Below are 26261 nucleotides of genomic sequence, written 5' to 3' on the forward strand. Positions count from 1 at the left end.
TGTCCTTGCCCGGGGGTCCGGGTCGGCTTGCCGGTGACGGTCCTCGGGGTGGCTCCGATCTGGGGATTGTCTTTCGGTGGGGTGGCCTCTGGCTGCCTGTGGGGGGTGGTCGTGTTCGGCGGGGATGACTTCGCTCGGCGGGTCAGTGTCCTTGCCCGGGGGTCCGGGTCGGCTTGCCGGTGACGGTCCTCGGGGTGGCTCTGACCTGGGGATTGTCTTTCGGTGGGGTGGCTTCCGGCTGCCTGTGGGGGGTGCTCATGTTCGGCGGGGGTGACACCGCTCGGCGGGTCACCGTCCTGCTCCGGGGCCGGGTCGGCCTGTCGGGGCCGCCATCCCGCGTGGTGGGACCGCCGCCTGGAGTTCGTCCGGTGCCGTCTTCGCCGCGCCGGGGGCCTCCGGGGTGGCATGAGTCACCCCCGGCGGAGAATTTCGCCTGATATGTCGCCTGGTGTCCGGTTCCGGACTGAGGGGTGAAATGGTCGCTCCACCCCCCGTGAAAAGGGGGCCCAGAACCCCTTGTACCGTGCCCTGCGAGGATCGGACCCGGTTGCGGGAGGCGCGCAGCCGCAGGGGTTTTCGCATCCGTCCTACGGGTGTGTGAATTGCGTGTGGACGCAATGCATATTGTCCACAGCACGACCGGAGAGGTCGTATCGTGATCCCTGTTGCCGATCCGCCCCCATGCGACCGAGGACTGCGATGTCTGAATTTCCCCCGACCGTCGCGGGCGTCCCCGGGGAGCCGCCGGCGCTGGGCGAGGACCCCGACGCCGATCTGAGCGGGATCCGCTCGGTCCACGTGTGGATCTCCCTGCTCCCCGCCCTGCTGGTCGCGGCCGTCGCGGCCGTCGCCGTCGCGGCCCTGCTCACCGCGTCCCCCACGGACATGACCGCGGCGGTGGTGCTCATCGCCGCCGGCGCCTGCGCCGCCCTCGTCCTGGCCGGAGCGGTCCTGCTGGCCGAGCGCGCCACCACCAGGGTGCAGCGCGCCGCGGAGGCCCTGCGCCGCCGCAGCGAGCGCACCCGCGGCGCCCTGATGCAGCTGTCCGCGCGCGTCGAGCGCGGCGAGGACGTGCGGCCGGTCGCCGAGTCCGGACTCCCCTCCGGCGGCGACGCCTTCGCCCTCCTGGCCCACGAGCAGCGCGCGGCCCTGACCGCCGCCTGGAACACCGCCGTCCGCGCCCACCGGGCCCACCTCGCCCGGCAGGGCGGCGTGGAGGCGACCGCCCCGGCCGCCCCGCCCGCCCCGGAGCGCCCCGCGGCCCCGTCCCCCGCGCCCCCCGCCGTCCGGGCCGAGGCGGCGCCGGAGGCGCAGGGCCACCGCGCCCCGGCCGCCCCCGGCGCGCCCGCCCCGAACCTGGGCACCGGGCAGCAGGTCGAGGTGTTCGTCAACGTCGCCCGGCGGATGCAGTCCCTGGTGCACCGCCAGATCGGCCTCCTCGACGAGCTGGAGGCCCAGGTGGAGGACCCGGACCTGCTCAAGGGCCTGTTCACCATCGACCACCTCGCCACCCGCATGCGCCGCCAGTCCGAGAGCCTGGCCGTGCTCGGCGGCGCCTCCTCCCGGCGGCGCTGGAGCCGCCCGGTCAACCTCTACGAGGTGCTGCGCTCGGCCGTCGCCGAGGTCGAGGACTACTCCAGGGTCAAGGTGGTCCCGCCCTCCGGCGGCACCCTGGCCGGCGGCGCCGTCGTCGACGTCATCCACCTCATCGCCGAGCTGGTGGAGAACGCCACCAAGTTCTCCCCGCCGCGCACCCGGGTGCTGCTGCGCACCGAGGAGGTCGGTGCGGGCATCGCGGTCGAGGTGGAGGACCGCGGCCTGGGGGTCCCGCCCGAGGAGCGGCGGCGGATGAACGAACTGCTCGCCGAGCCCGACCGGGTCGACATCGGCGAACTGCTCCGGGACGGCCGCATCGGGCTGTTCGTGGTGGCCGCCCTGGCCCGCAAGCACGGCGCCCGGGTGCAGCTGCAGACCAGCGTCTACGGCGGGACCCTGGCCGTGGTCGTGCTCCCGTCCGCGCTGCTGGGGACGGCCGAGGAGCGTCCGCGGCGCAGGCCCGTCCAGGAGGCGGCGGAGCCCGCGGCCCCGGCGCGGGCCCCGGAGGGCGCCGCCGCAGGGCGGTCGGCGACCGGAGGGCGGCGCGCCGCCGAGGTCCCGGCCGCCGCCCGGTCCACGTCCCCCAGGGAGGCCGTCGCCGTGCAGGACCCCACCGACCCCGTACCGCCGAACCCGTCCCCCTCCCCGGGGCCGGAGCCCGCCCCCGCCCCGATGCCCTCCGCGCGGTCGTCGGTGGTCGCATCGGCGTTCGAGCGCGCGGGCGTCGCCCGGCCCGCTCCGCCCCCGCCCCCGTCCGGGAACGCCGTCGGCCCCGGGGAGCGCCCGGCGCCGGCGCCCGGGGCCCCGGAGCCCGCCCCCGCCGCCCCCTCCGCTCCCGCGGCGCCGCCGGACAACGCCGAGCGGCCCCCGCTCCCCGAGCGCCAGGTCCAGGAGAGCCACGCCCCCGAACTGCGCCGTTCCGCCGAAGGCGCCCCCGGCGACGCCGCCGCCCCCGGTGCGGCCGCCGCGGGCGCCCCCGGTGACGACGTCCCGACGCTCGGCCTGATGGCCGCCTACCAGGGAGGGTTCCGCCGCGCGGAGCAGGAGGGCGGTGACGGCACCCCCGCCTCCTGAGGCGTGCCCCCGTCACGCCCGCAGTGCCCCCGGTACGCCCGCAGTGCGGCCGTCCCCTCCGCCCGCGCCCCGCGGGCGGCACCCCGGGCCGCCCGCCGGGCGCCCGGGCCGGAACGCCCGCCCGATCTTTCGAGTGCCCCGTCCCTCTTGAAAGTGAGTCCCACACGATGGTGAGCCCTGCGCCCCCGGGTCCGGATTCGGACCTCGCCTGGCTGCTGAGCGGCCTGGTCCAGCGCGTCCCGCACACCCGCAGCTCCGTCCTGCTGTCCTCGGACGGCCTCACCAAGGCCGCGCACGGCCTGGACCGCGAAGGCGCCGAGCAGCTCTCGGCCATCGCCTCCGGGCTGTTCTCCCTGGCCCGCGGGACCGGCGTGCGGTTCGGCGACGGCGACGCGGTCCGCCAGGTCGTCGTCGAGCTGGACACCTCGCTGCTGTTCGTCGCCTCCGCCGGGTACGGCTCGGTGCTGGCGGTGCTGGCCGGCCGGGAGGCCGACGCCGGCGTCCTCGGCTATGAGATGTCGCAGCTCATCAAGAGCGTGCGGCCCTTCCTGGCCACCCCGGCCCGGTCGGGCGCCGACGGCGCGGGCGGCCATGGCCGCTGAAGACGAGCCCCTCATCGACGAGGACGCCGGACGCCTGGTGCGCCCGTACACGGTGAGCAACGGCCGCACCGCCCCCACCCGCAGGCTGGACCTGATGTCGCTGGTGGCCTCCACCGGCCGGGTGGGCCAGGCCGACCTGACCCCCGAGTACGCCCGCACCCTGCGGCTGTGCAAGGGCCCGACGTCGGTGGCCGAGGTGGCCGCGCACCTGCGGCTGCCCGCCGCGGTCACCAAGGTCCTGCTGTCCGACCTGGTCGACGCCGGGGCGGTGGCCGCCCAGGCGCCGCGCCCGGCCGCCGACCCCTCCGACAGACGCCTACTGGAGATCCTGCTCGATGGCCTACAGCGACGGCTCTGACCCGTTCCCGACCGCCGTCAAGGTCCTGGTCGCGGGCGGCTTCGGGGTCGGAAAGACCACCTTCATCGGCTCCGCCAGCGAGATCGAGCCGCTCAGCACCGAGGAGCTCATCACCGCGGCCAGCGCGGGCCACGACGACCTGCGCGGGGTGGAGGACAAGACGACCACCACGGTGGCGTTCGACTTCGGCCGCATCACCATGGACCCCGGGCACGTGCTGTACCTGTTCGGCACCCCCGGACAGGACCGGTTCTGGTTCATGTGGGACGAGCTGTCCAACGGGGCGCTGGGCGCGGTCGTGCTGGCCGACCCGCGGCGCCTGCAGGACTGCTTCTCGGCGGTCGACTTCTTCGAGCACCGCCGCATCCCGTTCCTGGTGGCGGTCAACGAGTTCGACGGCGCCTACCGGTACACCCCCGAGGAGGTGCGCTCGGCGCTCAAGCTCGGCGCGGGGACCCCGGTGCTCACGTGCGACGCCCGCGTGGCCCGCTCGGCCACCGAGGTGCTCATCGGGCTCGTCCGCCACCTGATCACCGTCCCCGTCTCGCCCTAGAAACCCTGCCGAACGGAGTCCCCCGTGACCGACGCATCCGAAGGACACATCATCGTCCCCGAGGACCAGGAGGCCGCCGACCGGGTGGCGCGCCTGGACGAGCTGGGCCTGGGCGACCGGCCCGACGCCGAGTTCGACGCCTTCGCCCGCGAGCTGGCCCAGGCGGCCGGAGCCCAGTTCGCGATGGTCAACTTCATCAAGGAGGACCACCAGTACTTCGCCGGCCTGTACGTCTCCGACAGCGCCCAGGGCGGGTCGGTGCTCAGCACCGAGGCCAGCGCCGCCGACACCCCCGACCGGGTGATGGAGCGCGACCACGGGTACTGCCCGCACGTGGTGGCCCGCCGCCTGCCGCTGGTGCTGGACGACGTGTGCGACTACCCGCGCTTCGCCGGGAACCCGGTGGTCGACGAGATCGGCATCCGCTCCTACATGGGTGCGCCGCTGATCGACCGGGACGGCACCACGCTCGGCACGATCTGCGTGGTCGACCGGGAGGCGCGGCCGTGGGGGCGCCCCGGCCTGGAGCTGATCAAGGAGCGCGCCGCCGAGCTGATGGAGATGGTCCACCGGCGGTCCGGGGCCCAGCAGGGCGCCGCCGAGTAGCAGGGAACGGGAGGAGCGCGGTGCGGTGCACCGCGCTCCCCTGCCGTCCGCCCCGCCGTGCCGACCGCGGCGGGGCGCCCCGTGCTCAGGGCGCCGCGTACTCCGGGGCGAAGGGCGCGGCCAGCTTCTCCGACCACTGCCCCTTTGCGGTGCCCAGCCCGAACTCGGCCAGCCGCAGGAGCTGGATGTCCGAGGTCCCCGCGGGGGCGAAGATGTGCTGGGCGTCGCGCACGTACCGCTCCAGCGGGCGGTCGGTGAACAGCCCGCAGGCGGCGTGCACCTCCATCGCGTCGCGGGCCGAGTCCAGGGACGTCTCGACGTTGACGAGCTTGGCGTTCATCAGCTCGGCGTCGCAGGGCATCCCGTGGTCGAGGAGGTGGACCGCGTGGTAGAGGGCGATGCGCGCGGTCATCAGCCGGGACCGCATCCGCCCCAGCTTGATCTTGATGTTGGGCAGCTCGGCCAGCGGCCTGCCGTAGCGCTCCCGCTCGGAGGCGTAGGCCAGGGTCTCGTCGACGATGGCCTGGTGGATTCCGAGGGAGACCGCGGCGAGGTTGGCGCGGCCGTACAGGACGCTCGAGGAGTAGGCGACCGGCAGGCCGTCCCCCTCCTCGCCGAGCCGGTTGGCGGCGGGGACCCGGCAGTCCTCGAAGACCAGCTCTCCGAAGCTGAAGCCGTGCAGCCCCATGGAGGGGACGTGCTCGCCGAGGGAGAACCCGGGGCGGTCGGCCTCGACCAGGAACGCGGACAGGCCCTTGGACCCGGGGCCGGTGCGCACCACGACCCCGTGCAGGTCGCCGACGTGGCTGTTGCCGACGAAGACCTTGCGGCCGTTGAGGATGTAGTCGTCGCCGTCGCGGACGGCGGTGGTGCCCATGCCCAGCACGTGGCCGCCGGACTCGGGCTCGGTGACGGCGATGGTGGGAAGGCAGCCGCCCGCGGCGATCGACGGCAGCCAGGCCCGCTTCTGGGCCTCGTCGCCGAAGTGCACGATCTTGGCGACGCCGAGCTGGGAGGCCTGGACCATGGCGCCCATCGCGCCGCTCACGCGCGAGAGCTCCTCGATGATGACGGTCTTGGCCAGGTGGCCCAGGCCCATTCCGCCGTGGCCGGTATCGATGGTCACGCCGATCCAACCCTGTTCGGCGATCCGGCGCGACAGTTCATATTGGACGGTTCGGGAGGCCTCCATCTCCGGGACAAGGGGGGCCACTTCGGCTTCCGCGAATGCTCTGACCTCTTTTCGCAGACGCTCGTGCCGTTCCGTGGTGAACGGTTCGACCAAGGGGGTCTCCTCATGCGTGGATCGACGGTGCGTCGGGGGGTGCGCACAACGGGAAGGCCTGAGCCCCAGGGGATCCAGGGTCTTCAGGCCCTACCGGGAGATCATCTTGATTTCCACGGAAGAGAAACACAAGGCCTTGGCCTCCTTTGCCTATCGGACAGCGCCCGTGAGAGGTCTCACGTTTCGTTCGGAGCCATTGGCGGTACACCGGTGAATTGTCACCCGGAAAAATGCTGTGGACCTGCGGCAATCCACTTCGGTGTCCACGGGGCCCATGCCCTCGGACGACGGGGCGCGGAGGGGGAGCCGCCGGGGACGGCGACGTCCGGTTCCCGGCGGGGAGGGGGCCGACAGCACAGGGGGCGAAGGGGCGGCCCGGACACGGAAGGCCCGCCCCGGCGGGGGCGGGCCCAGAACGCGGAGGGTGTGGGATTCGAACCCACGAAGCCCGGTCAAGGGCTTGGCGCTTTTCAAGAGCACTGCACTAGGCCGCTATGCGAACCCTCCGTGAGCGCGGTCGCCGACCCCCGGGGCCCGGCCTCGCGGGCGGCCCGCTCTCCGCGCTCATGCTAGCTCACGCTCCGCACCGCCGTCGCGGCGGGAGCCGCGCCCCCGGCGCACCGGAGGCCCCGGGCCGGAGCGGGTCTCAGGCCCAGCGGGTCCGCACCGTCAGGCACCACATGTCCCGCGCGGTCACCGCCGCCACCGCCAGGGTCGCCGCGAAGGCGGCCGAGCCGGTCCACCATTCGACCGCCTGCACCGAGTCGGCGACCCGCACCGCCAGGAACAGCAGGGTGGCCGCGATCGCCACCAGCAGCGCCAGGCCGCCTCCGACCGCCTCGCCCTTGGGCAGCGGCAGCCCCCGCGCCGCGCTGCGCCGGTTGCGCAGCGCGGTCACCGCGGACATCGCCAGCGCGATCCCCGTCGCCACCGCCAGCAGGTCCTGCACGGTGTCCATCGGGCCGGGAGCACCGTCCCACGGGTCCACCGGCGCCAGCAGCCATGCCACCGTCCACAGGCCCCCGAGCAGCGGGACCGAAACCAGCACCCGGACGGCCACCGAGACGGCCCTCATGTCCGCGGCCACCCGGGAGAACTCCTCGGCCAGGGCGGCGGCCGGCCCCCATTCGCGCACCGCGGCGCGCTCGGCCCCTTCCCGGTCGGGGTGGTCGCCGGCGAGGTCCTCGGCCAGGCAGAGCAGTCCGTCGCGGGTCTCCTCCAGCACGCGGCGGCGCCAGAGCAGCGGCCCCTTCAAACGGCCGCCCAGCTCCGCGATGTAGGCGTCGACAGGTCCGGTCGCATCCACCAGTCCCATGGGAACCCCCGATGCCCCCTCGGAGGGGCACACGCGCCGTCAGGTCGGTTCAAAAGTAACGGCGGGACCCCGTGAAGTCGAAGCCCGCGCAACCCTCAGTCCGACGGGCCGACCGCGTGCCCCTCGGTCCAGATGCGCGCCGCCGCCCCCAGCAGCGCCGCACGGTCGGCCTCGGCGGGCCCCTCGCGGCCGGGGAGCGCGTGCACCGCCGCGCTGCGGCCGTCGAGCACCTCGGGGCGGCGCCGCGCCAGCGTCGTCAGCGCCCGGCCCGGGCCCGCCTCGACCAGCAGCACCCTGCGCTCGGAGAGCAGCCGGGCGAGCGCGTCGTCGAAGAGGACGGGCAGGGCCACCTGCTCGGCCCAGAACCCGGGGTCCCGCGTCTGGCCGGAGTCGACCGCCCGGCCGGTCCGGGTGGAGTACAGGGCGGTGCGGGGCGCGCGCAGCGGGATGCGCTCCAGATCGGCGCGGACCGACCGGGCCAGCGGCTCCATCGCCGGGCTGTGGAAGGGCACCGGGATGCGCGCCTGGACGCAGCCGAACCCCTCGTCGCGCAGCCGCTTCTCGGTCTCCTCCAGGGGGATCCGCGGCCCCGCGAGCATGACCGCCTGCGGACCGTTGACCACGCCCACCACCACGCCCGGGGACATCAGGCCGGACACCTCCCCGGCGGAGGCGGCGACCGCCAGCAGGGACCCCTCCGGGGCCAGCGCGTAGGCGTCCGCGCGCCGGGACAGCGCCCACGCCCCCTGGGCGGGCGTCAGCACGCCCGCCTCGGTCGCCGCGGCGAACTCGCCGATGCTGTGCCCCACCAGCGCCTGCGGTCGCACCCCCCATGAGCGCAACTGCGCGGCCATGGCGACGCCCACCGCGTACAGCAGGGGCTGGCCCGTCTCGGGGGCGTCGAGCGGCAGCCCCGACAGCCACTCCCGGCGCAGCCGTTCCCCGCCCGAGCCGTAGGCGCGGAAGAAGTCGTCCATCGCCGTGGTGAAGGCCGGCTCGGCGCCGTACAGCCCGGCCGCCATGCGGGGGTGCTGGGAGCCGTGCCCCGGCAGGAGCAGGGCCACCGGTCGGCGCCGGCCGCGGGCGGCGGCCGCGCGCTCCACCGCGCGCGCCCCCTCCTCCGGCGTGCGGGCCACCACGGCGCCGCGCAGCGGCAGCTCCGGGCGGCACAGGGCGTCGCGCCGGGCGGCCAGCTCGGCGGCGGCCCGCGCGCCGCCCCCGCGCAGCCGCGCGGCGATCTCGGCGCGGATCCGGCCGTCGGCCTCGGGCGTCTCGGCCGCCCAGGCGATCAGCCACGGGGGGCGGCTCGGGTCTGCGTCCATGGGGGACCTCCCTGTCAGGCGTCGGTGAACGGGGGCGGGCCGATCCGGCGGCCGAGCCTGCGCAGCACCCGGCCCGGCCCGGCGTCGACGAGCGCCTCCACGCCCCGGCGGCGGGCCTCGGCCATGGTGTCGGCCCAGCGGACCGGCAGCACCAGCCAGCGGGTGAGCAGCTCCGGCAGGTCCGCCCGGTCCGTGCGGGTCCGGGCGTCGACCGAGGAGACGACCGGGATGCGCGGATCCCGCCACTCCAGGGCCCGGACCGCCGCCCGCCAGCGCGGGAGGTGCGGGCCGAGCAGCGGCGAGTGGTAGGCGCCGCGGATCGGCAGCACCTGCACCGTCGCCCCGAGCGCCTCGGCGGCCGCGGCGGCGGCGCGCGCCGTCGAGGCGTCCCCCGACAGCACCGTCTGCTGCGGCCCGTTGTACCCGGAGACGTCCAGGAAGCCGCCGCGGGAGGCGAGCGCGGTGCGGCGCGCCCACTCCACCCCCTCGGCGTCCAGGCCCATCACCGCCGTCAGCGAACTGGGGCGGGCGGACCACTGCCGCTCCCCGATCTCCCCCAGCTCCCGCACCAGCGCCAGCCCCTCCTCCGGGGCCAGCGCGCCCGCGTAGGCCAGGGCGGTGATCTCGCCGAGGCTGTGGCCCATCGCCGCCACGGGCGCGGACCCGGGCCGGTGCCAGGCCGAGAGCAGCCCGGCGGTGTAGGTGAGCGGCTGGGCCACCCGGGTGTCGGCGAAGTCCGCCGCGTGCACGTCGTCGGTGCCGAGCACCTCGCCGAGCCGTTTCACCAGGGGGTGGGCCGCGTGCTCGGCCAGCAGCGCGTCGATCGGGCCGCGGTCGTCGACCTGCCCGGGAAAGGCGATGCCGCGGCCGGTGCCGACGGAGCCGTCGGTCATCCCTGCCTCCAAGGAGCGAGAGGGGCGTGCGCCGAACACCGTAGGCGCGGGACCGGCGGGCGTCTTCCACCGCGCGGGGGCGTGCGGCTCCCCCGAACGGAGGGGGCGCGGGGGCGTCCCCGCGGTGGAAGACACCCGCGAGCGGCCGCGCCTAGCGTTCCGATCGGCGCCGGGGGACACCCGCGGCGCCACCGACCCAGGACCGGCTGAGGAGGCCGCATGCAGCGCTACGCCGTCATGTTCCGAGTGCGCCCGGGGACCGAGAAGCAGGTCGAGGAGCTGCTGTCGAGCTACGACCCGCCGTCCCCCGTCATCGACGACGAGACCCGCCTGGTCAGCACGTCGGTGTTCATGAAGGACAACCTCGTCATCCGGATGATCGAGATCGAGGGCAGCCTGCCCAAGGTGATGGCGCACCTGTCCCAGGAGCCGGTCATCCAGAACGTCGAGAAGGAGCTCGACAAGTACCTCGTCGAGGAGGACAAGCGGGACATGAGCTCCGTCGAGGGCACCCGCGCGTTCTTCCTGAACGCGATGATGACCACCGTCACCACCCGCATCCCCGACGACTACCGGCCCCAGCCGGTCGGTGAGGGGGAGGCGTGAGCGGCCCCGCCCTGCTGGTCACCGGCGCCACCGGGGCGCTCGGCGGCGCCGTCGCCGCACGCCTGGCGGCCGAGGGCCGCGACGTGCTGCTGACCGGCCGGAACGAGGCGCGCCTCAAGGAGCTCGCCGAAGGGCTCCGCGAGGCCGGCGCCGGGCCGGGCGCCCTGGAGACGGTGGCCGCCGACGCCGCCACCGAGGACGGCGCCCGCACCGCGGTGCGGGCCGCGCTCGACCGATTCGGCGCCCTGCACGGCCTGGTCCACCTCATCGGCGGGTTCGCGGTGGGGCCGGTCATGCGCACCGGGGCCCAGGAGCACCGGGACCTCTACCACGCCAACGTCGTCTCGGCGGTGGAGGCGACCCGGGCGGTCCTGCCGCACCTGGGCGAGGGCGGGCGGCTGGTCTACGTCAGCTCCCTCCTGGCCGCAGAGCCGTTCCCCGCCATGGGGGCCTACGCGGCGAGCAAGGCGGCCCTGCAGGCCTGGGTCCGGTCGCTGGCGCACGAGGTCAAGGACCGCGGGGTGCGGGCCAACACGGTCGTCATGACCATGGCCGACACCCCCGAGGCGCGCGCCTCCCGCCCCGGCGTCGACTTCGACATGGCCACCCGCCCCGAGGAGGTGGCCGAGGTGATCGCGTTCCTGACCGGGGCCGGGGCCGAAGGGGTGAACGGGGCCGCCGTCCCCGTCCTGGGCCGGTTCGCGTTCAGCACCCCCATGCTCGGCGGCTCCCCGGGCGGCGGCCCGCCCGGAGGCCCGCCCGGCGGGCACGGGTGAGGGGGCCGGCGGTGGACATCGACGTGCACGGGCACCTCAGCCCGCCCGGCGACCGCGGCGGGCCGCCCGGCCTGCGCGACCCCGAGGCCGCCATCGCCCGCAAGCGCGCCCTGGGCATCGGCACGACCGTCATCGGGAGCCCGGTCGGGGCCGGCAGCATGCGCCCCGCCCCGGGCGAGGACAACCACGCGCAGACCGCCGCGCAGGTGCGGCGGCACAACGAGGCCATGCTCGACCTGGTCGCCCGCCACCCCGACGCCCTGCGCACCTACGCCTACCTCGACCCGTTCGGCGGCGAGGCGATGCTGGCGCAGGCCCAGGAGCTGCTGCGGGAGCCCGGCTGCGTCGGGCTGATCGCCAACACCAGCGTCAACGGGCGCTACCTGGACGCCCCCGAGGCCGAGCCGTTCTTCGCGATGGCGGCCGAGGAGGCCGTGCCGGTGCTGCTCCACCCGCCCGCCGTCCCGGTCGGGGGACCGTCCCTGCCCGACCTGGGCACGGTGGAGCACATCGGGCGCTTCTGCGACGTGACCGCCGGCGTGGCCGCGATCGTGTACGCGGGCTGGCTGGAGCGGTTCCCGTCGCTGGTGCTGATCGCCTCCGGGGCGGGCGGCGGGCTCGCGCTGCTCGGGGAGAAGCTCGACCTGGCGGCGCGCACGCCCGGCGCCCGCGGCCCCGGTGGGCCGCCCCCCTCCGAGCAGCTCCGCCGGATCCGGGTGGACACCGCGACCCCGAGCCCGCAGGCGCTGCGCGCCGCCGTCGACTTCTTCGGCGCCGACCGCGTGCTGCTGGGCACCGACGCGCCCCCGCTGCTGGACGAGGCGGAGCGCGTCACCCGCCTGCTCGACGGGCTCCCCGCCGGGCAGCGCGACCAGATCGGGCGCGGCAACGCCGCCGCCCTGTTCCGACTGGGGCCGGACGACGCCGCCGGCCGGAGGCGAGGTGCCGCGTGAAACAGGACTTCGACGGCGCGCGGGTGGTGGTGACCGCCGGGACGCGCGGAATCGGCCGGGCGGCCGTGCTCGCCTTCGCCGACGCCGGGGCGCGGGTGTACACCTGCGGCCGGTCGGACCGGGAGGCCGCCGACTCCCTCGCCGCCGAGCTCGCCGAGCGCGGCGACGGGCACACGGTGGAGCTGGCGGACATGGCCGACCCGGAGCGGTGCCGCTCCTTCACCGCCTCGGCCGCCCGCGCGCTGGGCGGCATCGACGTGCTGGTGAACAACGCCGCCGCGGTGAGCCACCGGACGCTGGAGGACATGGAGCCCGAGGAGTGGAACCGCATCCTCACCACCAACCTGACCAGCGTCTACGAGGTCACGCGGGCCGCGCTGGGGCACATGGGCGCCGGAGCGGCCATCGTCACGGTCTCCTCGGCCGTGGCCATGCGCGGGATGGCGGGGCGGACCCACTACACCGCCTCCAAGGCGGCCCTGACCGGGTTCACCCGCTCGCTGTGCAAGGAGGTCGGGCCGCAGGGGATCCGGGCCAACGTCGTCGCCCCCGGCGTCATCGCCACCGACCAGATCGGGCGCCTGACCCCCGAGCGCCGGGAGCGCTACGAGCGGATGGCCGCGCTCGGCCGGCTGGGCGCGGCCGAGGACATCGCCGGTGCGGTGCTCTACCTCGCCGGGCCCGGCGCCTCCTACGTGACCGGGCAGACGCTGACCGTGGACGGAGGGATCTGAGATGGGACCGGTGCGCGCCGTGCTCACCATGACCGTCGCCGAGGAGGACACCGGGCCGTTCGAGAAGGAGTGGGCCCGGGTCGCCGCCTGGGTGCGGGACGAGCCGGGCTGCCGCAGGCAGACCCTGGTCCGCACGTCCGACCCGGTGCCCACCTACGTGATCACCTCGGACTGGGACGACGCGGAGGCCTACCGGTCCTTCGAGACCTCGTCCCGCCAGGACCGCGAGACCGCCCGGCTGCGCGCCCTGCGCACCGGGGCCCACATGCAGGTCATGTCGATCGTCGACCACTGGGAGAAGCCGTGACGGTGATGGTGATGGTCTCGGCCCGGGTCAAGCCCGGGTGCGAGGAGGCCTTCGAGAAGGCGTTCGAGACGGTGCGCGCGCAGGTCAAGGGGACCGACGGGCACCTGGGCGACCGGCTGGTGCGCGACCGCGACAGCGGCCGCTACATCCTGGTCGGCGAATGGGAGAGCGCGGAGAAGTTCGCGAGCTGGGAGGACGCGCCGGTGCACCGCGAGATGACGGTCCCCATGCGCGAGTACTGGGACGGCGGTGTCGAGCGGACCGTGTTCGAGGTGGTCTCGGAGCCGTCGCCCGCGGCGACGTGACCGGGCGCGCCGCCCCCCGGGCCGCGCTGGTCGGGGCGGGCGGTCCGGTGGGGCGGGCGGCGGCCCATGAGCTGCATGCGGCCGGGTACGGGATCACCGAGTTCGCGGACGTGCGCACGGCGGGGCCGCCGCCCCCCGCCCCGCCGCCCCCGGGCTGGGTGCGGCTCACCGGCGACATCGAGCACATGCCGGTGGAGGCGGCCCTGCGCGGCTGCGCGGCGCTGGTGGAGTTCTCCGGGTCCGGGTCGGGGCACCGGGCGCTGCGCGGCGCCGCCCGGCGCGCCGGGGTGCGCCGCCTGGTCCGCTCGGTCCCGGCCGCCGCGGCCGGGACCGGGACGGCGGTGCTCCGCCGCCACCCGGTCTACGGCCCCGGGATCGGGGACGGGGAGCCGGTCATGCGGCTGCTGGCCGCCGCGCTCGGCGGCGGCCCCGTCGAACTGGTCGGCCTGCCCCGGGTCCTGGCCCCGGCCTTCGCCCCGGACACCGCCCGGCTCCACCGGCTGGCGGTGGAGCGGGGCCTGCCCGGCGGCGGGGCGGAGGCCTCCGGAGGTGTCCAGGTCACCCTGGACGAACTGGTCGACCTGGTCACCGAGGCGGCCGGACGGGCGCCCCGGGTGCGCCTGCGCGCGGTGCGCCCCCACCCGCCGCCCCCGGGGCGCGACCTGCGCGGCGGGTGGTCCGCGCTGGGGTACCGGCCGAGCGCCGGGCTGGCCGAGGGGCTGCGCCGCACGGCCGAGTGGATCGGCGGGCGCGAGACCGTCGCCGGATAGCGGCCGCCGGGCCGCCGCCGGCCGGAGCGAGGAGAGCGGGGACGGACATGAAGGTGCTGCGCAACCGCAACTACCGGATGTGGCTCATCGGGCTGACCGTGGCGCACGTGGGCACGTGGATGCAGCGCATCGCCCAGGACTGGCTGGTCCTGGAGCTCACGGGGGAGTCGGGCACGGCGCTGGGCATCGTCACGGGGCTGCAGTTCCTCCCGCTGCTCCTGCTCGGCCCGGTCGGCGGCGTGATCGCCGACCGGTTCAGCAAGCGGCGCACGCTGCTGTGCACCCAGGCCGCGGTGGGGGCCTGCGCCCTCGCCCTCGGCGCGGCCGTGCTCACCGGCAGCGCCTCGATCGGCATCGTCTACGCCGTCTCGGCCGCCCTCGGGGTGGCCGCGGCGGTGTTCCACCCCACCGTCCAGGCGTTCGTGGTGGAACTGGTCGACCGCGACGACGTGCCCCGCGCGGTGGCGCTGAGCGCGGCCGCCTTCCAGGCGGCCCGCCTGGTCGGGCCGGCCGTCGCCGGAGGGGCCATCGTCCTCGGCGGCACCGGCCCGGTGTTCACCGCGGCCGCCCTCACCGTCGCCTTCCCCATCGCCGCGCTGCTGCGGATGGACGCCTCCCGGCTGCGCCCGGCCCCCTCGGCCGGGGGCGGCCCCGGGATGTTCGCCGAGGGCGTCCGGTACGCCCTCACCGCGCCCCAGGTCCGGCTCCTGCTGCTGATCACCCTGTTCACCGGCGCGTTCGCGGCCAACACCCAGGTGACCACCGCGCTGATGGCCACCACCGAGTTCGGCCGCGGCGCCGGGGAGTTCGGCCTGCTGGGCTCGCTGCTGGCGGCCGGGTCGCTGCTCGGCTCGGCCGCGGTGGTGCTCAGCGGGCGCTCCGGCCCCCGCTTCGTGGCCGCGGCGGCGCTGGCGTTCTGCGCGGCGAACGCCGCCTCGGCGCTGGCCCCCGGGTTCGGATCGTTCGCCGCGGTCCTGGTGGCGGTGGGGGCCGCCCAGCTCGTCTTCACCACGGCGGCCAACGCCTCGCTCCAGCTCGGTGCCGACCCCCGCATGCGGGGCCGGGTGATGGCGCTGTTCACCATGTTCATGATGGGCTCCACGCCGCTGGGCGCCCCGCTGCTGGGAGTGGTCGCCGACGCGGTGGGGGCGCGCGGCGCGCTGCTCGCCGGCGCCGGCGCGGCCGCCGCGGGGGTGCTCATCGCCGCCGCCCTGCTCCTGCCGGGCGCCGTCCGCGCGGCACGGGAGTCCCCGCACACAGAGAGCGAGAGGACATGACCCTGCCCGAGAGGACGACCTGCTGCATCGCCGGGGGCGGACCCGCGGGCGCCATGCTCGGATGGCTGCTCGCCCGCGCCGGCGTCGACGTCCTCGTCCTGGAGAAGCACGAGGACTTCCGCCGCGACTTCCGGGGCGACACGGTGCACTCCTCCACCGTCCAGACCATGGACGACCTGGGCGTGGCGGAGGAGTTCCTGAGGATCCCGCACCGCAGGGAGACCAAGGTGCGGCTGGTGACCGACGACGGCGAGCGGATCCTGGACGACCTGTCGGTGCTGCGGGGCAAGTACCCCTTCATCGCCTACATGCCGCAGTGGGACCTGCTCGACTTCGTGGTGTCGAAGGCCGGGCGCCACCCGGGCTTCCGCATCCTGATGGGGGCCGAGGCCACCGGCCTGGTCGTGGAGGAGGGCCGGGTGGCCGGGGTGCGCTACCGCCACGGCGGCCGCGAGCACGAGGTGCGCACCCTGCTGGCGGTCGCCGCCGACGGCCGCCGCTCGGTGGTGCGCGCCGACTCCGGGCTCCCCACCCGGGAGCTGGGCGCCCCCATGGACCTGATGTGGTTCCGCCTGTCCCGGGCGGACACGGACCCGGGGCACTCCTTCGGCCGGCTGGGCGGGGCGCAGATGCTCGCGATGATCAACCGCGTCGACTACTGGCAGGCCGCCTACGTGGTGCCCAAGGGCGGCGTCGAGGAGTGGACCTCCCGGGACGTGGCGGGGTTCCGCGCGCGCCTGGAGGAGCTGCTGCCGTGGCTGGACGGGAGGTCCTCGGAGATCGCCTCCTGGGACGACGTCCACGGTCTGGAGGTGCGCATGGACCGCATGGAGCGGTGGTACCGCCCGGGGTTCCTCGCCATCGGCGACGCCGCGCACGCCATGTCGGTCATCGGCGGCGTCGGGGTCAACCTCGCCGTCCAGGACGCCGTCGCCGCGGCCCGCATCCTCGCACCGCACCTGCGGAGCGGCCGGCTGCCGGAGCGCGCGCTGGCGCGGGTGCAGCGCAGGAGGATGCGGCCGACCGTGCTCACCCAGCGGCTCCAGCAGACCATCCAGGACCGCTTCCTCGGGCGCTACCTGGAGGGCCGGGTCGGTGTCGGGCCGGGGTCGCCGCTGCGCCGGGCGCTCATCCGGCTGCCGTGGGTGCGCCGGAAGAAGGCGCAGGTGGTGGCGGTGGGCTTCCGGGCGGAGCGGGCCCACCGGCTGCCCGTGGCCGGGCCCGCGGGCACCGAATGACCCCCGGCGGCCCCCGGCCGCCGGGGCCGCCGGGCATGGACCGAGCCTCGTCCGCCCGTGGACCGGGGCGTCCGAGGATGGCGGGGACCGGTCAGGGAGGGCCCAGCCGGAACGGCGCGGCCCGGCGCCGTGCGGGGTGGGCCGCCAGAAGCGGCCCGCCCCCGGTGCCCTGCCGGGACGGACACCCCGACAGCGAAAGTGGAGACGAGGCGGGAATGGCGTTTCGAGCACTGATGGTCAGGAACATGCGGACCGCCGACGCCGATCAGGTGGCGGCCGCCTTCGCCGAGCACGACCGCTCCGGCTTCCCGGAGCGCCTCGGGCTGCGCGCGCGCACCCTGTTCCACTACCACGGCCTCTACGCGCACCTGCTGGAGGCCGACTCCGACATCCTTCCGGCCGTGCACGGGCTGCGCGAAGACCCGGCCTTCACCGAGGTCGACCGGCGGGTCGCCGAGTACCTGACCCCCTACGACCCGGAGCGCCCGTCGATGCTGGAGGCGCGGGCCGAGCCCTTCTACGTGTGGGAGCCGGGGCTCCGGTGATCCGGGACCCGCGGCGCGGGGGCCGGCGCCGTGCGGCCCCCCGCCCGTCCGGCCTCCGGCGGACGGCCCGGGCCGGCCGCCGGAGGCCGGACGCGTCAGGAGAAGGGCTCGGCGGCCCCGGAGGAGTCGGCGGGGGCCGTGATGATGTGCCCGGCGACCGCCTTGTTGACCGCGTCGATCCGCGAGACGGCCCCGAGCTTCTTGAAGATGTTGCGCAGGTGGCGCTTGACCGTGCCCTGGGTGATCCGCAGCCGGGTGGCGATCTGGGCGTTGCTCAGCGCCGCGGCCACCAGGCGCAGCACCTCCTTCTCCCGTTCCGAGAGCGGCTCGCCGCCGCTGTCGGGGAGCGCCGCCAGGCTCCCGCGGGCCACCGACACCACGATCCGCGCGCCGTCGGCGCGCACCGCCCCGATCGCCGAGAGCAGCTCCTCCCGGGAGGAGCTCTTGTGCAGGTAGGCGTTGACCCCCTCGTGCATCAGCTGGTGCACGATCCGGGGGTCGTCGTACATCGACAGCATGATCACCCGGGTCTCCGGGGAGGACGCGCGCAGGCGGCGCAGCGTCGTGCGGGCGTCGCCCCCCGGCATCCGCACGTCGAGCACGATGATGTCGGGCCGGTGCCGGGCGGCGCAGGACACCGCCTCCGGCGCGGTCCCGGCGGTGCCCACCACGTCCACGTCCGGGTGCGACCCCAGGGTGTGGCACAGCGCCTCGCGGAACATCGTGTGGTCGTCGGCGATGACCACGCGCGCGGGCGCGTCACCGGGTGCCATGGGCGGTCCCGGGGGTGAGGGGGAGGCGGATGAGGACGCGGGTGCCGTCCCCCGGGGCGGTGTCGACGACGGTGCGGCCGCCAAGCCGCCGTGCGCGCTCGCGCAGCGAGGCCAGGCCCAGCCCGTCCCCGCGCGCGGCCTCGGCGTGGCCGAAGCCCGTGCCGTCGTCGTCGACGAGGGCGTTCACGCGGCCGCCGCGGACCTCGACGACGACCCGTACGGTCCGCGCCCGGGCATGGCGCAGGGCGTTGCGGAGCGCCTCGCGGACCATGAGGTACAGCTCGCTGCGCAGTTCCAGGGGCAGGGCGGCCTCGCCCCGCACCCGCACGCTCACGGCGGTTCCCCGGGTGTCGACGGTCTCGGCGTACTCCTCCAGTTCCCGCGCCAGGTCCAGGGGCCGGGCCTCCGGCCGGCCGCAGCGCAGGATCCGCGCGATGTCGTCGAGGCAGCGGCCGACCGAGGCCTGCGCGCCCGTCAGGTGTGATTCGGCGCGGGAGGGCTCGGAGTGGCGGTAAAGGGCGAACAATTCCAGTCTCCGTGCGGCGACGGCGAGTTCGGGGCCGACACGGTCGTGCAATTCCTGTTCGGCGATGGGGGTGGGGGCGCAGCGCGGGTCCAGGGCGGGCGCCGAAGCGTCAGGGAGCGACAGGTTCCGGTCTTTTCGTACGGGAAGCGGAATCACGTGGATGCTCCAGGGGTTCGGCCTTCGGGCGCAGTCCGGTGCTCGGTCCGGGACGGTGTGCCCGGACCGGTGCGCGGTTCTGTCCGCCATGGTGGAGGCGGATCGAAAACCGTGTGAATTCCTCCGATTCTCCATCGGTAGTGCGCCTACATGTGGAAACGAGGAAAGGGGTCGCTGCCGTCCTTTTTCGGTTCCGGGGGCGATCCTACGACGAGGGTGACCGTGAGGCAAGCGATCCGTGCTCGGATTGGGGGCTGAATGGTTTCGTGATCTTGAAAATCGGATGTCTTGGGTGATCATCGCGGGGGGAAGCGGTGCGTGATTGTCGAGTGGCGGAATGCGGCCCCGCGAGGGAATGCCGCGGGCCGCTGTGGGTAGACCCGGTACCTCCTTCGGGGGCGGCGGCCCCTCCTAGGGGGAAGTCCCATTGATGGCGATTCACCGGGCGAATACCTTCGGCCATATCCCCCGGTAACAGCGGGGAGGTGTAGGAGCGGTACACGACGGCTGGAGGACGCGTGGAACTCGTCGCAGGCAGTCACGGGCTCGTATGCAGAATTCTGGGCGACTTCGAGGTGCGGTGCGACGGCCGCCCCCGCACGCCCGGCGCCCCCAAGGCGCGCCAGGTCCTGGCGCTGCTCCTGGTCCGCTCCGGCGAGGTGGTGGGGGTGCCCGCGCTCATCGAGGAGCTCTGGGACGGGCGTCCGCCGCGCAGCGCCGTGTCCACCGTGCAGAGCTACGTCCACCAGCTCCGCCGCCGGCTGGGCGACGGCGTCATCGAGACCCGGCCCGCCGGGTACGTGCTGCACCTGTCGCCGGACGCGCTGGACGCGTGCGTCTTCGACCGGGCCGTCGAGGAGGCCCAGACCGCGCTGGAGCAGGGCGACGCCCGGGCGGCGGCCCGCGCCGCGGGGGCGGCGCTGGACCTGTGGCGCGGCCGGATGCTGGGCGGTGTGCAGCCGGGGCGGCACCTGCGCGGCCACCTGGTCCGGCTGGAGGAGCGCCGCACCCGCGCACTGGAACTGCGCCTGCAGGCCGAGATGGAGCTGGGGCGCCACCGCGAGCTCGTCGCCGAGCTGCGCGAGGTGGTGGCCGCGCACCCGCTGAACGAGTGGTTCCACGGGCTGCTGATCGAGGCGCTGCGCCGCTCCGGCCGCCGCAAGGAGGCCCTCGACGCCTACCAGGACCTGCGCCGGGTGCTCCGCGACGAGCTGGGGCTGGACCCCGCACCCGAGCTCCAGCACCTGCAGCGCGAGGTGCTCTCCGGCGCGGTCCCGTCGGCCTGACCCGCGGGCCGGGCCCCGCGGGAGGGGCCGTGCGGAAAGGGGCGGCGGGGCATCCCGCCGCCCCTTCCGGCGCGCCTCAGGCGGTGCGCCTCACACGGCGCGGCGGCTGCGCACCCGGTAGACGAACGGGTTCGACACCGCGATCCGGCCGATCGCGCGCATGTGCTCCCGGGCGTCCTCGCGCTCCAGCATCGCGAGGAAGTCCGCCTCGCTCCGCCACTCCGAATAGTTGGTGACCCGGGTGCCGTCCAGGCTGGTGTGGACGGTGGCCGACACGATCCCGGGCACGGCGTGCATCACCTCGTCCCAGGCCGTCTCGATCATCTCCGCCAGGCGCTCCTGGTCCTCGGGGGCCACCACGAAGACGTTGATCATCACCACGCCGTCCGCGGCGCCTCCGCCGGCCGCCGCGGGGCCCGCCGCCGGAGCGGCGCCCGTGTCCGGACTCATCGCGCCCCTCCTTCCGCTCCCGCGTCCCCGGCGGCCCGGGGCCGGGCGACGACCAGGGTGTCCAGCGGTCCGGCCGGGCCGACCCGCTCGACCCGCAGCCCCGCCTCCTCCATCCACCCCCGGCACTCGTCCACCGTGTACTCCCGACCCCCGTCCGAGGAGAGCAGCATGTTCAGGCTGCCCAGCAGGCTCAGCGCCGGCCCGCGGCGGTCCCCGCCGATCATCCGGTCGTAGACCAGGACGGCGCCGCTGGGCCCCACGGCGCCGGCCGCCCGGCGCAGCAGCTCCGTCCGGTCCCCGTCGCCGAAGTAGTGCAGCATGTGCCCCAGGACCACGGCGTCGGCCCGCGGCAGCGGGTCGGCGAGCAGGTCGGCGGCGTGGAACGCCACCTGCCCCGTGGTGCCCAGGCGGTCCATGTGCCGCTCGAAGAGCGGGGCGGTCTCCGGCAGGTCCACGCACACGGCCTTCAGGTGCGGGTGCGCGCGCACCAGCCCGGCCGCCAGGTTCCCGCGGGCCCCGCCGAAGTCGGCGACGACCTCCACCCCGGACCAGTCCAGGCCGGCGGCGATCGCCCGCGCCGCCTCCGCGTTCACCGCGTCCATCGCGCCCATGAACCGGTCGGCGAGGTCGGGGTCGCGGTAGCCCTGGAGGAAGGCGGGGTCCTCGGGCACCTGCGGCCGCCCCGTGCGCAGGGCCTCGGTGAGGCGGCCCCACAGCGGGTACAGCGCGGCGTCCGCCAGCCGGGCGTAGCCGCCCACGTAGCCGGGGGCGGCGGCGTCCAGGTGGGCCGCCGACTCCGGGGTGCACCGGTACCGCCCGTCCTCGCGCTCCAGCAGGTCCAGGGCCACCAGCGCGTCGAGGAAGTCCTCCCCGCCCCGGGGGTGGATCCCCAGGTCGGCGCAGAGCTCGTCGGCGGTGGCGGGCCCACGGGCCACCCGGGTGAACAGGTCGAGCTCCACGGCGGCCATCCGCGCCCGGGACCCGTAGAAGGCCATGGCCAGCTCCAGGATCCGTCCCGGCCCGGCGCCCGCCTCCGACGCGGGCGCGCTCCGTTCATGCACGGCGTCTCCTCCCATCCGGTCCGTCCTCCGCCGCCGCTCAGACCGGGCGGCACTCGTGGGCCGCCCATCGGCCGGTGACCGGGGCGCCGTCGAGCGCGAACCCCGCCTCGGCGGCCAGCGCCGCCCACTGGTCGGCGTCGCGCATCCGGCCCCCGAAGATCAGCAGGAGGTCGATGTCGATGAAGCGCCCGAAGTCCCAGGAGTTCGGCGGCGCGGCGATCTGCTCCACCGCGAACAGCGGGGCGCCCGAGTCGCCGATCGCCTTGCGCACGGCGCGCAGGATCGTCAGCGCGTCCCCGTCGTCCCAGTTGTGCACGATCCCCTTCATCACGTAGGCGTCGCACCCCTCGGGCAGCGGGTCGGTGCGGAAGTCGCCGGGGACGAACGTGACGCGGTCGGCGCAGCCGTACTCCTCAAGGGCGCGGCGGGTCTCCTCCATCCGCGAGGGGAGCTCGAACAGCACCCCCTCGGCCTCGGGGCTGCGCCGCAGCAGCGCACTGAGAAAGGCCCCGTCGCCGCCGCCGATGTCGGCGATGCGGCGGAACCGCTCGGGCCGGACGGCGGCGACGTACTCCTCCTCCAGGCGCCGGTTCATCCCGTTGAGGACGCCGTACACCCGGGTCGCCGTCTCGGGGCGCTCCTCCAGGTACTCCCACAGGCCGGACCCCAGGGCCTCGGGCACCGCGGGCTCACCGGTGCGCACCGCGTGCATGATCGCGCCGTAGGTGCGCCACTGCAGTTCCATGCCGTTGTACAGGACCAGCGGAAGCACGCTCCCCGGCGCGTCCTCCCTCAGCCCCTCGGACAGCTCGGTGGGTCCGAACGACGGGCCCGGCAGCTCGCGGAACACGCCCACCGAGGCGGCGCAGCGCAGCAGCCGCAGCAGCGCGTCCGGGTGGGCCCCGGCGCGGCGGGCCAGCTCCTCCGCGGACACCGGCCCGTCCGCGACCATGTCGGCCACGCGCAGCTCGCCCAGGGCGCGCACCACGTGCGCCAGGCGCATCCCCCCGGCGAGCAGCAGGAGGCGCTGCGCCCGGGGGTCGTCCTGGAGCAGGGCGGGGGCGCCGCCCCGCCCGCGGTCGGCGACGGCCTCAGACACCGGCCTTCCCGCCCTTCACCGCGGCGACCCGCTCCACGGCGGCCTTGATGTGCCGCATCTGCTCGGGGCTGGTGCGGTTCAGGTGCGCCGTCATCCTCTCGTCGTCGAACGGCGCGTCCTCGCGCACCTCGAAGTCCTGCACCCAGCGCATCCGGGTGCCCTCCGGGACCTCGGTGAACTCCCAGAACAGGTGCATGAACTTGAACGGGCCGCGCTCGATGCGCTGCGCCCGCACCGTGTGCTCGGCGGGGTCCGGGATCCGCTCGGACACCCAGCTCCACTGCTGGCCGTCGTCGTTGGGGTGGGTGGTCAGGCGGAACCGGATCCTGCCCCCGGCCCGCTCCAGCACCGTGGCCTCGGCGTACTCGGTAAACAGGGTGGGCCAGGACTCGATGTCGTTGGTCATGGTCCACACCACGTGCAGCGGGGCGTCGATGACGACGGAGTTGTCGGTGTGTCCGGACATGGTCAGGCACCTGCCAATCGCTCGTTGACGTAATCGATGGTCAGCCGGGGGGTGGTCAGCTCGGCGATCTCCTCGTCGGGGATCGCCACCCCGAACTCCTGCTCGACCAGCACGGCGACCTCCAGCAGAGCCAGAGAGTCGTAGCCGATGTCGGTGAAGGGGGTGGACATGATGTCGCCGTCCAGGTCGACGCCGTCGTCGACGCCCACCCCCTCGCGGAGCAGCCGGGTCAGGTCGTCGAGGGTGAACACGGGCATGGAACTCCAATCCGTGCGGTGCCGGGGTCGGCCGGCCGCCGCGGGGCGGCCGGGGTCAGCGGGGCTCCTCCGGGGCGCGGACGACCAGGGCGGCGTTGAACCCGCCCTCGCCCCGGGCCAGGACCAGGGCGGCGCGCACCGGCGTCTCGCGCGGGGCGTCCAGCACCAGGTCGAGGCCGTCGTCGGGGCGGTCGGCGGGCACCCCCGCGGTCGGGGGGAGGACGCCGTGCCGGACCGCCAGGAGCGCGGCGGCGGTGTCCAGCGGCGCCCCTCCCGCGTAGATCCGGCCGGTCAGCGTCTTGGGCGCGGTCACCGGGACCCCGCGGGGCCCGAAAAGCCCCCGCAGCGCCTCGGCCTCCTCCCGGTCCCGCACCGGGTCCCCGGCGGCGTCGGCGAACACCGCGTCCACCTGCTCGGGGGCCAGGCGCGCCTCGGCCAGCGCCCGCTCGGCGGCCCGGCGCAGGCCGGGCGGCCGGGGGGACCCCGGCGGCGGGTCGAAGGTCGCGGCGTAGCCGCTGATCCGCCCGTAGGGGACCGCGCCCCGGGCGCGCGCCGCCTCCGGGCGCTCCATCACCAGGATCGCCCCGCCCTCGCCGGGCACGTGCCCCTCGGCGTCGGGGGAGAAGGGGCGGTAGGCCCGGCGCGGGTCGTCGCAGCGGCTCAGCCGGGCGCCCGCCAGCTGCGGCACGAACCCCCACGGGCACAGCGAGGCGTCGGTGCCCCCGGTCAGGGCGGCGTCGATGCGGTCCTCGCGCAGCAGCCGCCGCGCCCGGCCCAGGGCGTCCAGCCCGCCGGCCTGCTCGGTGGCCAGGACGCCGCAGGGGCCGCGCATCCCGTGGCGGATGGACAGCTGCCCGGTGGTGGCCGCGTAGAACCAGGCGATGGACTGGTACGCGCCCACGTGTCTGGGCCCCTTGCGCCAGAGGTTGTCCAGCTCCCGCTGGCCGAACTCGAAGCCGCCGGAGGAGTTCGCGGTGATCACCGAGGCCCGGTACTCCGGCAGCGACTCAGGGTCCAGCCCGGCCTCGTGCAGCGCCCACTCGGCCGCGGTGAAGGCCATGTGGGTCATCCGGTCGGTCTGCTTGATGAGCCGGCTCGGCAGGTGCTCCTCGGCGACGAACCCGGTGGCCTCCCCGGCCAGCCGCACCGGGTAGGACGATGCGTCGAACCGGGTCACCGCGTCGATGCCGCTCTTGCCGGAGAGCGCGGACTGCCAGTAGGCGTCGGTGCCCACGCCGTTGGGGGCGATCGCACCGATACCGGTGACCACGGGGTCGGCGGCCGGGGCCGCTCCGGGGGACGTCACGACGGCCTCCTCTCCGGCCGGGTCAGCACCACGGCCGTCTGGAACCCGCCGAAGCCGCTGCCCACGCTGAGCACGGTGTCGACGCGCTGGTCGCGGGCGGTCAGCGGGACGTAGTCCAGGTCGCACTCGGGGTCGGGCTCGGTCAGGTTGGCGGTGGGCGGCACGACGTCGTCGCGCATGGCCAGCACGCAGGCGGCGAGCTCGATGGAGCCGATCGCGCCCAGGGAGTGCCCGACCATCGACTTGATCGAGCTGACCGGCACCGCGTGGGCGTGGTGCCCCAGGCTCCGCTTGACCGCCGCGGTCTCGTGGCGGTCGTTCTGCTTGGTGCCCGAGCCGTGGGCGTTGACGTAGTCGATGTCCTCGGGGGCGGTGCGGGCCTGGGCCAAGGCGTCGTCGATGGCCGCCGACATCTCCCGGCCGTCCGGCCGCAGCCCCGTCATGTGGAAGGCGTTGCACCGGTTGGCCGCCCCGGACACGTGGGCGAGGACCCGGGCGCCGCGGCGGGCCGCGTGCGCGGTGCTCTCCAGCACCAGGACCGCCGCCCCCTCGGCCAGGACGAAGCCGTCCCGGGTGCGGTCGAAGGGGCGCGACGCGCGCGCGGGGTCGCCGTCGGAGGGGGTGGTCGCCCGGATCGCGTCGAAGCAGGCCGCGGTGATCGGGGAGATCGGGGCGTCGGTGGCCCCGGCGACCACGACGTCGGCCTCCCCCTCGCGGATCAGCGCCAGCCCGTGGGCCACCGCGTCCAGCCCGGAGGTGCAGCCGGTGGACACCACGGCCGCGGGCCCCTCGGCCCCGGCGGTCCAGGCGACCTCGCGGGCGAAGGTGCTGGGCACGTGGAAGTCGTACAGGTGGGGCACGGCGTAGGCGTGGTCCACCTCCCAGTGCCGGCCGCCCCCGCTGACCCGCACGTACTCGCGCTCCAGGCTCGTGGTGCAGCCGACCGCGCTGCCGATGCTCACCGCCGTGCGCTCCGGATCGGCCCCCGGGGCGATCCCGGCGTCCGCGAGCGCCTCGCGGGCCGCGGCCACCGCGAACTGGGCGGCCCGGTCCAGCCGGGCGGCGTCGGCCGGGGACAGGCCCGCCGCCGACGGGTCGAAGTCGCACTCGGCGGCGACCCGGGAGCGGAACGGCGCGGGGTCGAAGGCGGTGATGGTGCGGGTCGCGGTGCGCCCGGAGGTGAGCAGGTCCCAGAAGGCGGGGACGCCGACACCGCCCGGGGCGACCACGCCGAGACCGGTGACCGCGGCCGCGGCCGGGGCGGTCACGGCGCGTCCCCCACCCGGGGCGGGGCCTGGTCGGCGAAGGGGGCGGGCTCGGTCTCCTCGTGCCCCTCCTCAGGGGTGGGGGCGAGCGGCCCGTCGAACAGGACGCACACCGCCTCCCCGTCGCCGGTGTTCTCCAGGCGGTGGGGGCGGCCCCGGGGGATGAACGCCGCCTGCCCGCCCTCCAGGTCGGTGCGCCGCCCTCCGCCGGTCAGGGCGATGCCGCCGCGCACCACGTACAGGAACTCGTCGGAGTGCGGGTGGCGGTGTTCGGACATGGACTCGCGCGGGGCGAGGGTGAGCGTGGCGAGGAAGCCCGCCCGGCTCCGGGTCGCGGCCGGGCCGAGCAGGACCCGCAGCGCGCCTCCGTACCGGCCGCTGGGCCGGACGGAGGCGGGCGAGGCCACGGTCCACGGTTCGGGGGTGGGGATCGCGGGAGCCATTCCCGTCACTCCTTCGATCGGACGTGGGAGGGCGCGTGGGCCCGGTGTGGGCCCACGC

30 protein-coding genes and 1 tRNA gene are annotated in these 26261 nt (G+C 75.6%); 16 read left to right on the forward strand and 15 right to left on the reverse strand.

The features are described from left to right. Window positions 1–699: 699 nt before the first annotated feature. From O4J56_RS20125 to O4J56_RS20145, 5 genes are all read left to right on the forward strand, one after another. Window positions 700–2670, forward strand: coding sequence for a sensor histidine kinase (locus tag O4J56_RS20125; protein WP_270687725.1), 1971 nt, complete (start codon window positions 700–702; stop codon window positions 2668–2670). Window positions 2671–2837: 167 nt separating this feature from the next. Then, window positions 2838–3272, forward strand: coding sequence for a roadblock/LC7 domain-containing protein (locus tag O4J56_RS20130; protein WP_270687727.1), 435 nt, complete (start codon window positions 2838–2840; stop codon window positions 3270–3272). Beyond that, entirely contained in the window at window positions 3262–3630 is a 369-nt protein-coding gene (locus O4J56_RS20135) for a DUF742 domain-containing protein (protein WP_270687728.1), read from the forward strand. The genes O4J56_RS20130 and O4J56_RS20135 overlap by 11 nt, the downstream gene beginning before the upstream one ends. Continuing rightward, window positions 3608–4183 (forward strand): GTP-binding protein, encoded by a 576-nt coding sequence (locus O4J56_RS20140; protein WP_270687730.1) that lies wholly within the window; start codon window positions 3608–3610, stop codon window positions 4181–4183. The genes O4J56_RS20135 and O4J56_RS20140 overlap by 23 nt, the downstream gene beginning before the upstream one ends. Before the next feature lie 24 nt (window positions 4184–4207). Next, a complete protein-coding gene (locus O4J56_RS20145) occupies window positions 4208–4789 on the forward strand; it encodes a GAF domain-containing protein (protein WP_270687732.1) in 582 nt (193 codons plus the stop codon). Between the two features lie 85 nt (window positions 4790–4874). Here the strand turns inward: O4J56_RS20145 and O4J56_RS20150 are convergent, their stop codons facing one another. From O4J56_RS20150 to O4J56_RS20170, 5 genes are all read right to left on the reverse strand, one after another. Continuing rightward, window positions 4875–6074: an acyl-CoA dehydrogenase family protein gene (locus O4J56_RS20150; RefSeq protein ID WP_270687733.1), complete on the reverse strand. Its 1200-nt coding sequence runs from the start codon at window positions 6072–6074 to the stop codon at window positions 4875–4877. 418 nt (window positions 6075–6492) lie between these two features. Further along, a tRNA-Ser gene (locus O4J56_RS20155) sits at window positions 6493–6581 on the reverse strand. Between the two features lie 139 nt (window positions 6582–6720). Beyond that, entirely contained in the window at window positions 6721–7380 is a 660-nt protein-coding gene (locus tag O4J56_RS20160; protein WP_270687735.1) for a hypothetical protein, read from the reverse strand. A gap of 104 nt (window positions 7381–7484) precedes the next feature. Next, entirely contained in the window at window positions 7485–8711 is a 1227-nt protein-coding gene (locus O4J56_RS20165) for an acyltransferase domain-containing protein (protein WP_270687737.1), read from the reverse strand. Between the two features lie 14 nt (window positions 8712–8725). After that, a complete protein-coding gene (locus tag O4J56_RS20170) occupies window positions 8726–9604 on the reverse strand; it encodes an ACP S-malonyltransferase (RefSeq protein ID WP_270687739.1) in 879 nt (292 codons plus the stop codon). A gap of 219 nt (window positions 9605–9823) precedes the next feature. Between O4J56_RS20170 and O4J56_RS20175 the strand changes: the two genes are divergently transcribed. The 10 genes from O4J56_RS20175 (at window position 9824) to O4J56_RS20220 (ending at window position 17115) form a co-directional block, all read left to right on the forward strand. After that, window positions 9824–10210, forward strand: coding sequence for a SchA/CurD-like domain-containing protein (locus O4J56_RS20175; protein ID WP_270687740.1), 387 nt, complete (start codon window positions 9824–9826; stop codon window positions 10208–10210). Next, window positions 10207–10986: an SDR family NAD(P)-dependent oxidoreductase gene (locus tag O4J56_RS20180; protein WP_270687741.1), complete on the forward strand. Its 780-nt coding sequence runs from the start codon at window positions 10207–10209 to the stop codon at window positions 10984–10986. The genes O4J56_RS20175 and O4J56_RS20180 overlap by 4 nt, the downstream gene beginning before the upstream one ends. Before the next feature lie 11 nt (window positions 10987–10997). After that, window positions 10998–11939 carry an amidohydrolase family protein gene (locus O4J56_RS20185; RefSeq protein WP_270687742.1) on the forward strand — a complete coding sequence of 314 codons (942 nt, stop codon included), beginning with the start codon at window positions 10998–11000 and terminating at the stop codon, window positions 11937–11939. Further along, complete coding sequence (locus O4J56_RS20190) at window positions 11936–12673, forward strand: SDR family NAD(P)-dependent oxidoreductase (RefSeq protein ID WP_270687744.1); 738 nt, start codon at window positions 11936–11938, stop codon at window positions 12671–12673. Before O4J56_RS20185 ends, O4J56_RS20190 begins: the two co-directional genes overlap by 4 nt. A 1-nt stretch (window position 12674) precedes the next feature. After that, window positions 12675–12980 carry an antibiotic biosynthesis monooxygenase family protein gene (locus tag O4J56_RS20195; protein WP_270687745.1) on the forward strand — a complete coding sequence of 102 codons (306 nt, stop codon included), beginning with the start codon at window positions 12675–12677 and terminating at the stop codon, window positions 12978–12980. Window positions 12981–12985: 5 nt separating this feature from the next. Beyond that, window positions 12986–13285, forward strand: a complete 300-nt coding sequence (locus O4J56_RS20200) for an antibiotic biosynthesis monooxygenase family protein (RefSeq protein WP_270687787.1) — start codon at window positions 12986–12988, stop codon at window positions 13283–13285. Beyond that, window positions 13282–14055: an NAD-dependent epimerase/dehydratase family protein gene (locus tag O4J56_RS20205; protein ID WP_270687746.1), complete on the forward strand. Its 774-nt coding sequence runs from the start codon at window positions 13282–13284 to the stop codon at window positions 14053–14055. Before O4J56_RS20200 ends, O4J56_RS20205 begins: the two co-directional genes overlap by 4 nt. 47 nt (window positions 14056–14102) lie before the next feature. Beyond that, window positions 14103–15332 carry an MFS transporter gene (locus O4J56_RS20210; RefSeq protein ID WP_270687747.1) on the forward strand — a complete coding sequence of 410 codons (1230 nt, stop codon included), beginning with the start codon at window positions 14103–14105 and terminating at the stop codon, window positions 15330–15332. Beyond that, window positions 15329–16570 (forward strand): FAD-dependent oxidoreductase, encoded by a 1242-nt coding sequence (locus O4J56_RS20215; RefSeq protein ID WP_270687748.1) that lies wholly within the window; start codon window positions 15329–15331, stop codon window positions 16568–16570. The genes O4J56_RS20210 and O4J56_RS20215 overlap by 4 nt, the downstream gene beginning before the upstream one ends. A 215-nt stretch (window positions 16571–16785) precedes the next feature. After that, complete coding sequence (locus tag O4J56_RS20220) at window positions 16786–17115, forward strand: TcmI family type II polyketide cyclase (protein WP_270687749.1); 330 nt, start codon at window positions 16786–16788, stop codon at window positions 17113–17115. A gap of 95 nt (window positions 17116–17210) precedes the next feature. Here the strand turns inward: O4J56_RS20220 and O4J56_RS20225 are convergent, their stop codons facing one another. Together O4J56_RS20225 and O4J56_RS20230 are read right to left on the reverse strand one after the other, a co-directional pair. After that, window positions 17211–17888, reverse strand: a complete 678-nt coding sequence (locus tag O4J56_RS20225; RefSeq protein ID WP_270687750.1) for a response regulator — start codon at window positions 17886–17888, stop codon at window positions 17211–17213. Further along, window positions 17875–18570 carry a sensor histidine kinase gene (locus tag O4J56_RS20230; protein ID WP_270687752.1) on the reverse strand — a complete coding sequence of 232 codons (696 nt, stop codon included), beginning with the start codon at window positions 18568–18570 and terminating at the stop codon, window positions 17875–17877. The genes O4J56_RS20225 and O4J56_RS20230 overlap by 14 nt, the downstream gene beginning before the upstream one ends. A 518-nt stretch (window positions 18571–19088) precedes the next feature. On the opposite strand from O4J56_RS20230, the gene O4J56_RS20235 reads away from it, so the two are divergent. Next, window positions 19089–19856 carry an AfsR/SARP family transcriptional regulator gene (locus tag O4J56_RS20235; RefSeq protein ID WP_270687754.1) on the forward strand — a complete coding sequence of 256 codons (768 nt, stop codon included), beginning with the start codon at window positions 19089–19091 and terminating at the stop codon, window positions 19854–19856. A gap of 90 nt (window positions 19857–19946) precedes the next feature. On the opposite strand, the gene O4J56_RS20240 is transcribed toward O4J56_RS20235, so the two are convergent. Genes O4J56_RS20240 through O4J56_RS20275 form a run of 8 tightly spaced genes read right to left on the reverse strand, consistent with a single transcriptional unit; the run spans window position 19947 to window position 26203 of the window. Further along, window positions 19947–20306 carry an antibiotic biosynthesis monooxygenase family protein gene (locus O4J56_RS20240; protein ID WP_270687755.1) on the reverse strand — a complete coding sequence of 120 codons (360 nt, stop codon included), beginning with the start codon at window positions 20304–20306 and terminating at the stop codon, window positions 19947–19949. Next, the gene (locus O4J56_RS20245; protein WP_270687756.1) at window positions 20303–21367 is read right to left on the reverse strand and encodes a methyltransferase; all 1065 of its coding nucleotides are present in this window, start codon (window positions 21365–21367) and stop codon (window positions 20303–20305) included. Before O4J56_RS20245 ends, O4J56_RS20240 begins: the two co-directional genes overlap by 4 nt. A 37-nt stretch (window positions 21368–21404) precedes the next feature. After that, window positions 21405–22466: a methyltransferase gene (locus tag O4J56_RS20250; protein WP_270687758.1), complete on the reverse strand. Its 1062-nt coding sequence runs from the start codon at window positions 22464–22466 to the stop codon at window positions 21405–21407. After that, a complete protein-coding gene (locus tag O4J56_RS20255) occupies window positions 22459–22932 on the reverse strand; it encodes an SRPBCC family protein (RefSeq protein ID WP_270687760.1) in 474 nt (157 codons plus the stop codon). Before O4J56_RS20255 ends, O4J56_RS20250 begins: the two co-directional genes overlap by 8 nt. Window positions 22933–22934: 2 nt before the next feature. Continuing rightward, window positions 22935–23189, reverse strand: a complete 255-nt coding sequence (locus O4J56_RS20260) for a phosphopantetheine-binding protein (protein WP_270687761.1) — start codon at window positions 23187–23189, stop codon at window positions 22935–22937. A 55-nt stretch (window positions 23190–23244) separates the two neighbouring features. Beyond that, complete coding sequence (locus tag O4J56_RS20265) at window positions 23245–24495, reverse strand: ketosynthase chain-length factor (protein ID WP_270687762.1); 1251 nt, start codon at window positions 24493–24495, stop codon at window positions 23245–23247. After that, complete coding sequence (locus O4J56_RS20270) at window positions 24492–25763, reverse strand: beta-ketoacyl-[acyl-carrier-protein] synthase family protein (protein ID WP_270687763.1); 1272 nt, start codon at window positions 25761–25763, stop codon at window positions 24492–24494. The genes O4J56_RS20265 and O4J56_RS20270 overlap by 4 nt, the downstream gene beginning before the upstream one ends. Beyond that, entirely contained in the window at window positions 25760–26203 is a 444-nt protein-coding gene (locus tag O4J56_RS20275) for a cupin domain-containing protein (RefSeq protein WP_270687766.1), read from the reverse strand. Before O4J56_RS20275 ends, O4J56_RS20270 begins: the two co-directional genes overlap by 4 nt. Window positions 26204–26261: the final 58 nt, after the last annotated feature.

The organism is Nocardiopsis endophytica (assembly GCF_027706725.1).
In the GTDB taxonomy this organism is placed as follows: Bacteria; Actinomycetota; Actinomycetes; order Streptosporangiales; family Streptosporangiaceae; genus Nocardiopsis_A; species Nocardiopsis_A endophytica.

Coding starts and splice junctions, on each gene's coding strand:
- O4J56_RS20210 (WP_270687747.1), top strand. CDS start 14,103: ATGAAGGTGCTGCGCAACCGCAACTACCGGATGTGGCTCATCGGGCTG.
- O4J56_RS20140 (WP_270687730.1), top strand. CDS start 3,608: ATGGCCTACAGCGACGGCTCTGACCCGTTCCCGACCGCCGTCAAGGTC.
- O4J56_RS20215 (WP_270687748.1), top strand. CDS start 15,329: ATGACCCTGCCCGAGAGGACGACCTGCTGCATCGCCGGGGGCGGACCC.
- O4J56_RS20275 (WP_270687766.1), bottom strand. CDS start 26,203: ATGGCTCCCGCGATCCCCACCCCCGAACCGTGGACCGTGGCCTCGCCC.
- O4J56_RS20195 (WP_270687745.1), top strand. CDS start 12,675: ATGGGACCGGTGCGCGCCGTGCTCACCATGACCGTCGCCGAGGAGGAC.
- O4J56_RS20135 (WP_270687728.1), top strand. CDS start 3,262: ATGGCCGCTGAAGACGAGCCCCTCATCGACGAGGACGCCGGACGCCTG.
- O4J56_RS20175 (WP_270687740.1), top strand. CDS start 9,824: ATGCAGCGCTACGCCGTCATGTTCCGAGTGCGCCCGGGGACCGAGAAG.
- O4J56_RS20220 (WP_270687749.1), top strand. CDS start 16,786: ATGGCGTTTCGAGCACTGATGGTCAGGAACATGCGGACCGCCGACGCC.
- O4J56_RS20130 (WP_270687727.1), top strand. CDS start 2,838: ATGGTGAGCCCTGCGCCCCCGGGTCCGGATTCGGACCTCGCCTGGCTG.
- O4J56_RS20240 (WP_270687755.1), bottom strand. CDS start 20,306: ATGAGTCCGGACACGGGCGCCGCTCCGGCGGCGGGCCCCGCGGCGGCC.
- O4J56_RS20170 (WP_270687739.1), bottom strand. CDS start 9,604: ATGACCGACGGCTCCGTCGGCACCGGCCGCGGCATCGCCTTTCCCGGG.
- O4J56_RS20260 (WP_270687761.1), bottom strand. CDS start 23,189: ATGCCCGTGTTCACCCTCGACGACCTGACCCGGCTGCTCCGCGAGGGG.
- O4J56_RS20255 (WP_270687760.1), bottom strand. CDS start 22,932: ATGTCCGGACACACCGACAACTCCGTCGTCATCGACGCCCCGCTGCAC.
- O4J56_RS20165 (WP_270687737.1), bottom strand. CDS start 8,711: ATGGACGCAGACCCGAGCCGCCCCCCGTGGCTGATCGCCTGGGCGGCC.
- O4J56_RS20125 (WP_270687725.1), top strand. CDS start 700: ATGTCTGAATTTCCCCCGACCGTCGCGGGCGTCCCCGGGGAGCCGCCG.
- O4J56_RS20200 (WP_270687787.1), top strand. CDS start 12,986: ATGGTGATGGTCTCGGCCCGGGTCAAGCCCGGGTGCGAGGAGGCCTTC.
- O4J56_RS20225 (WP_270687750.1), bottom strand. CDS start 17,888: ATGGCACCCGGTGACGCGCCCGCGCGCGTGGTCATCGCCGACGACCAC.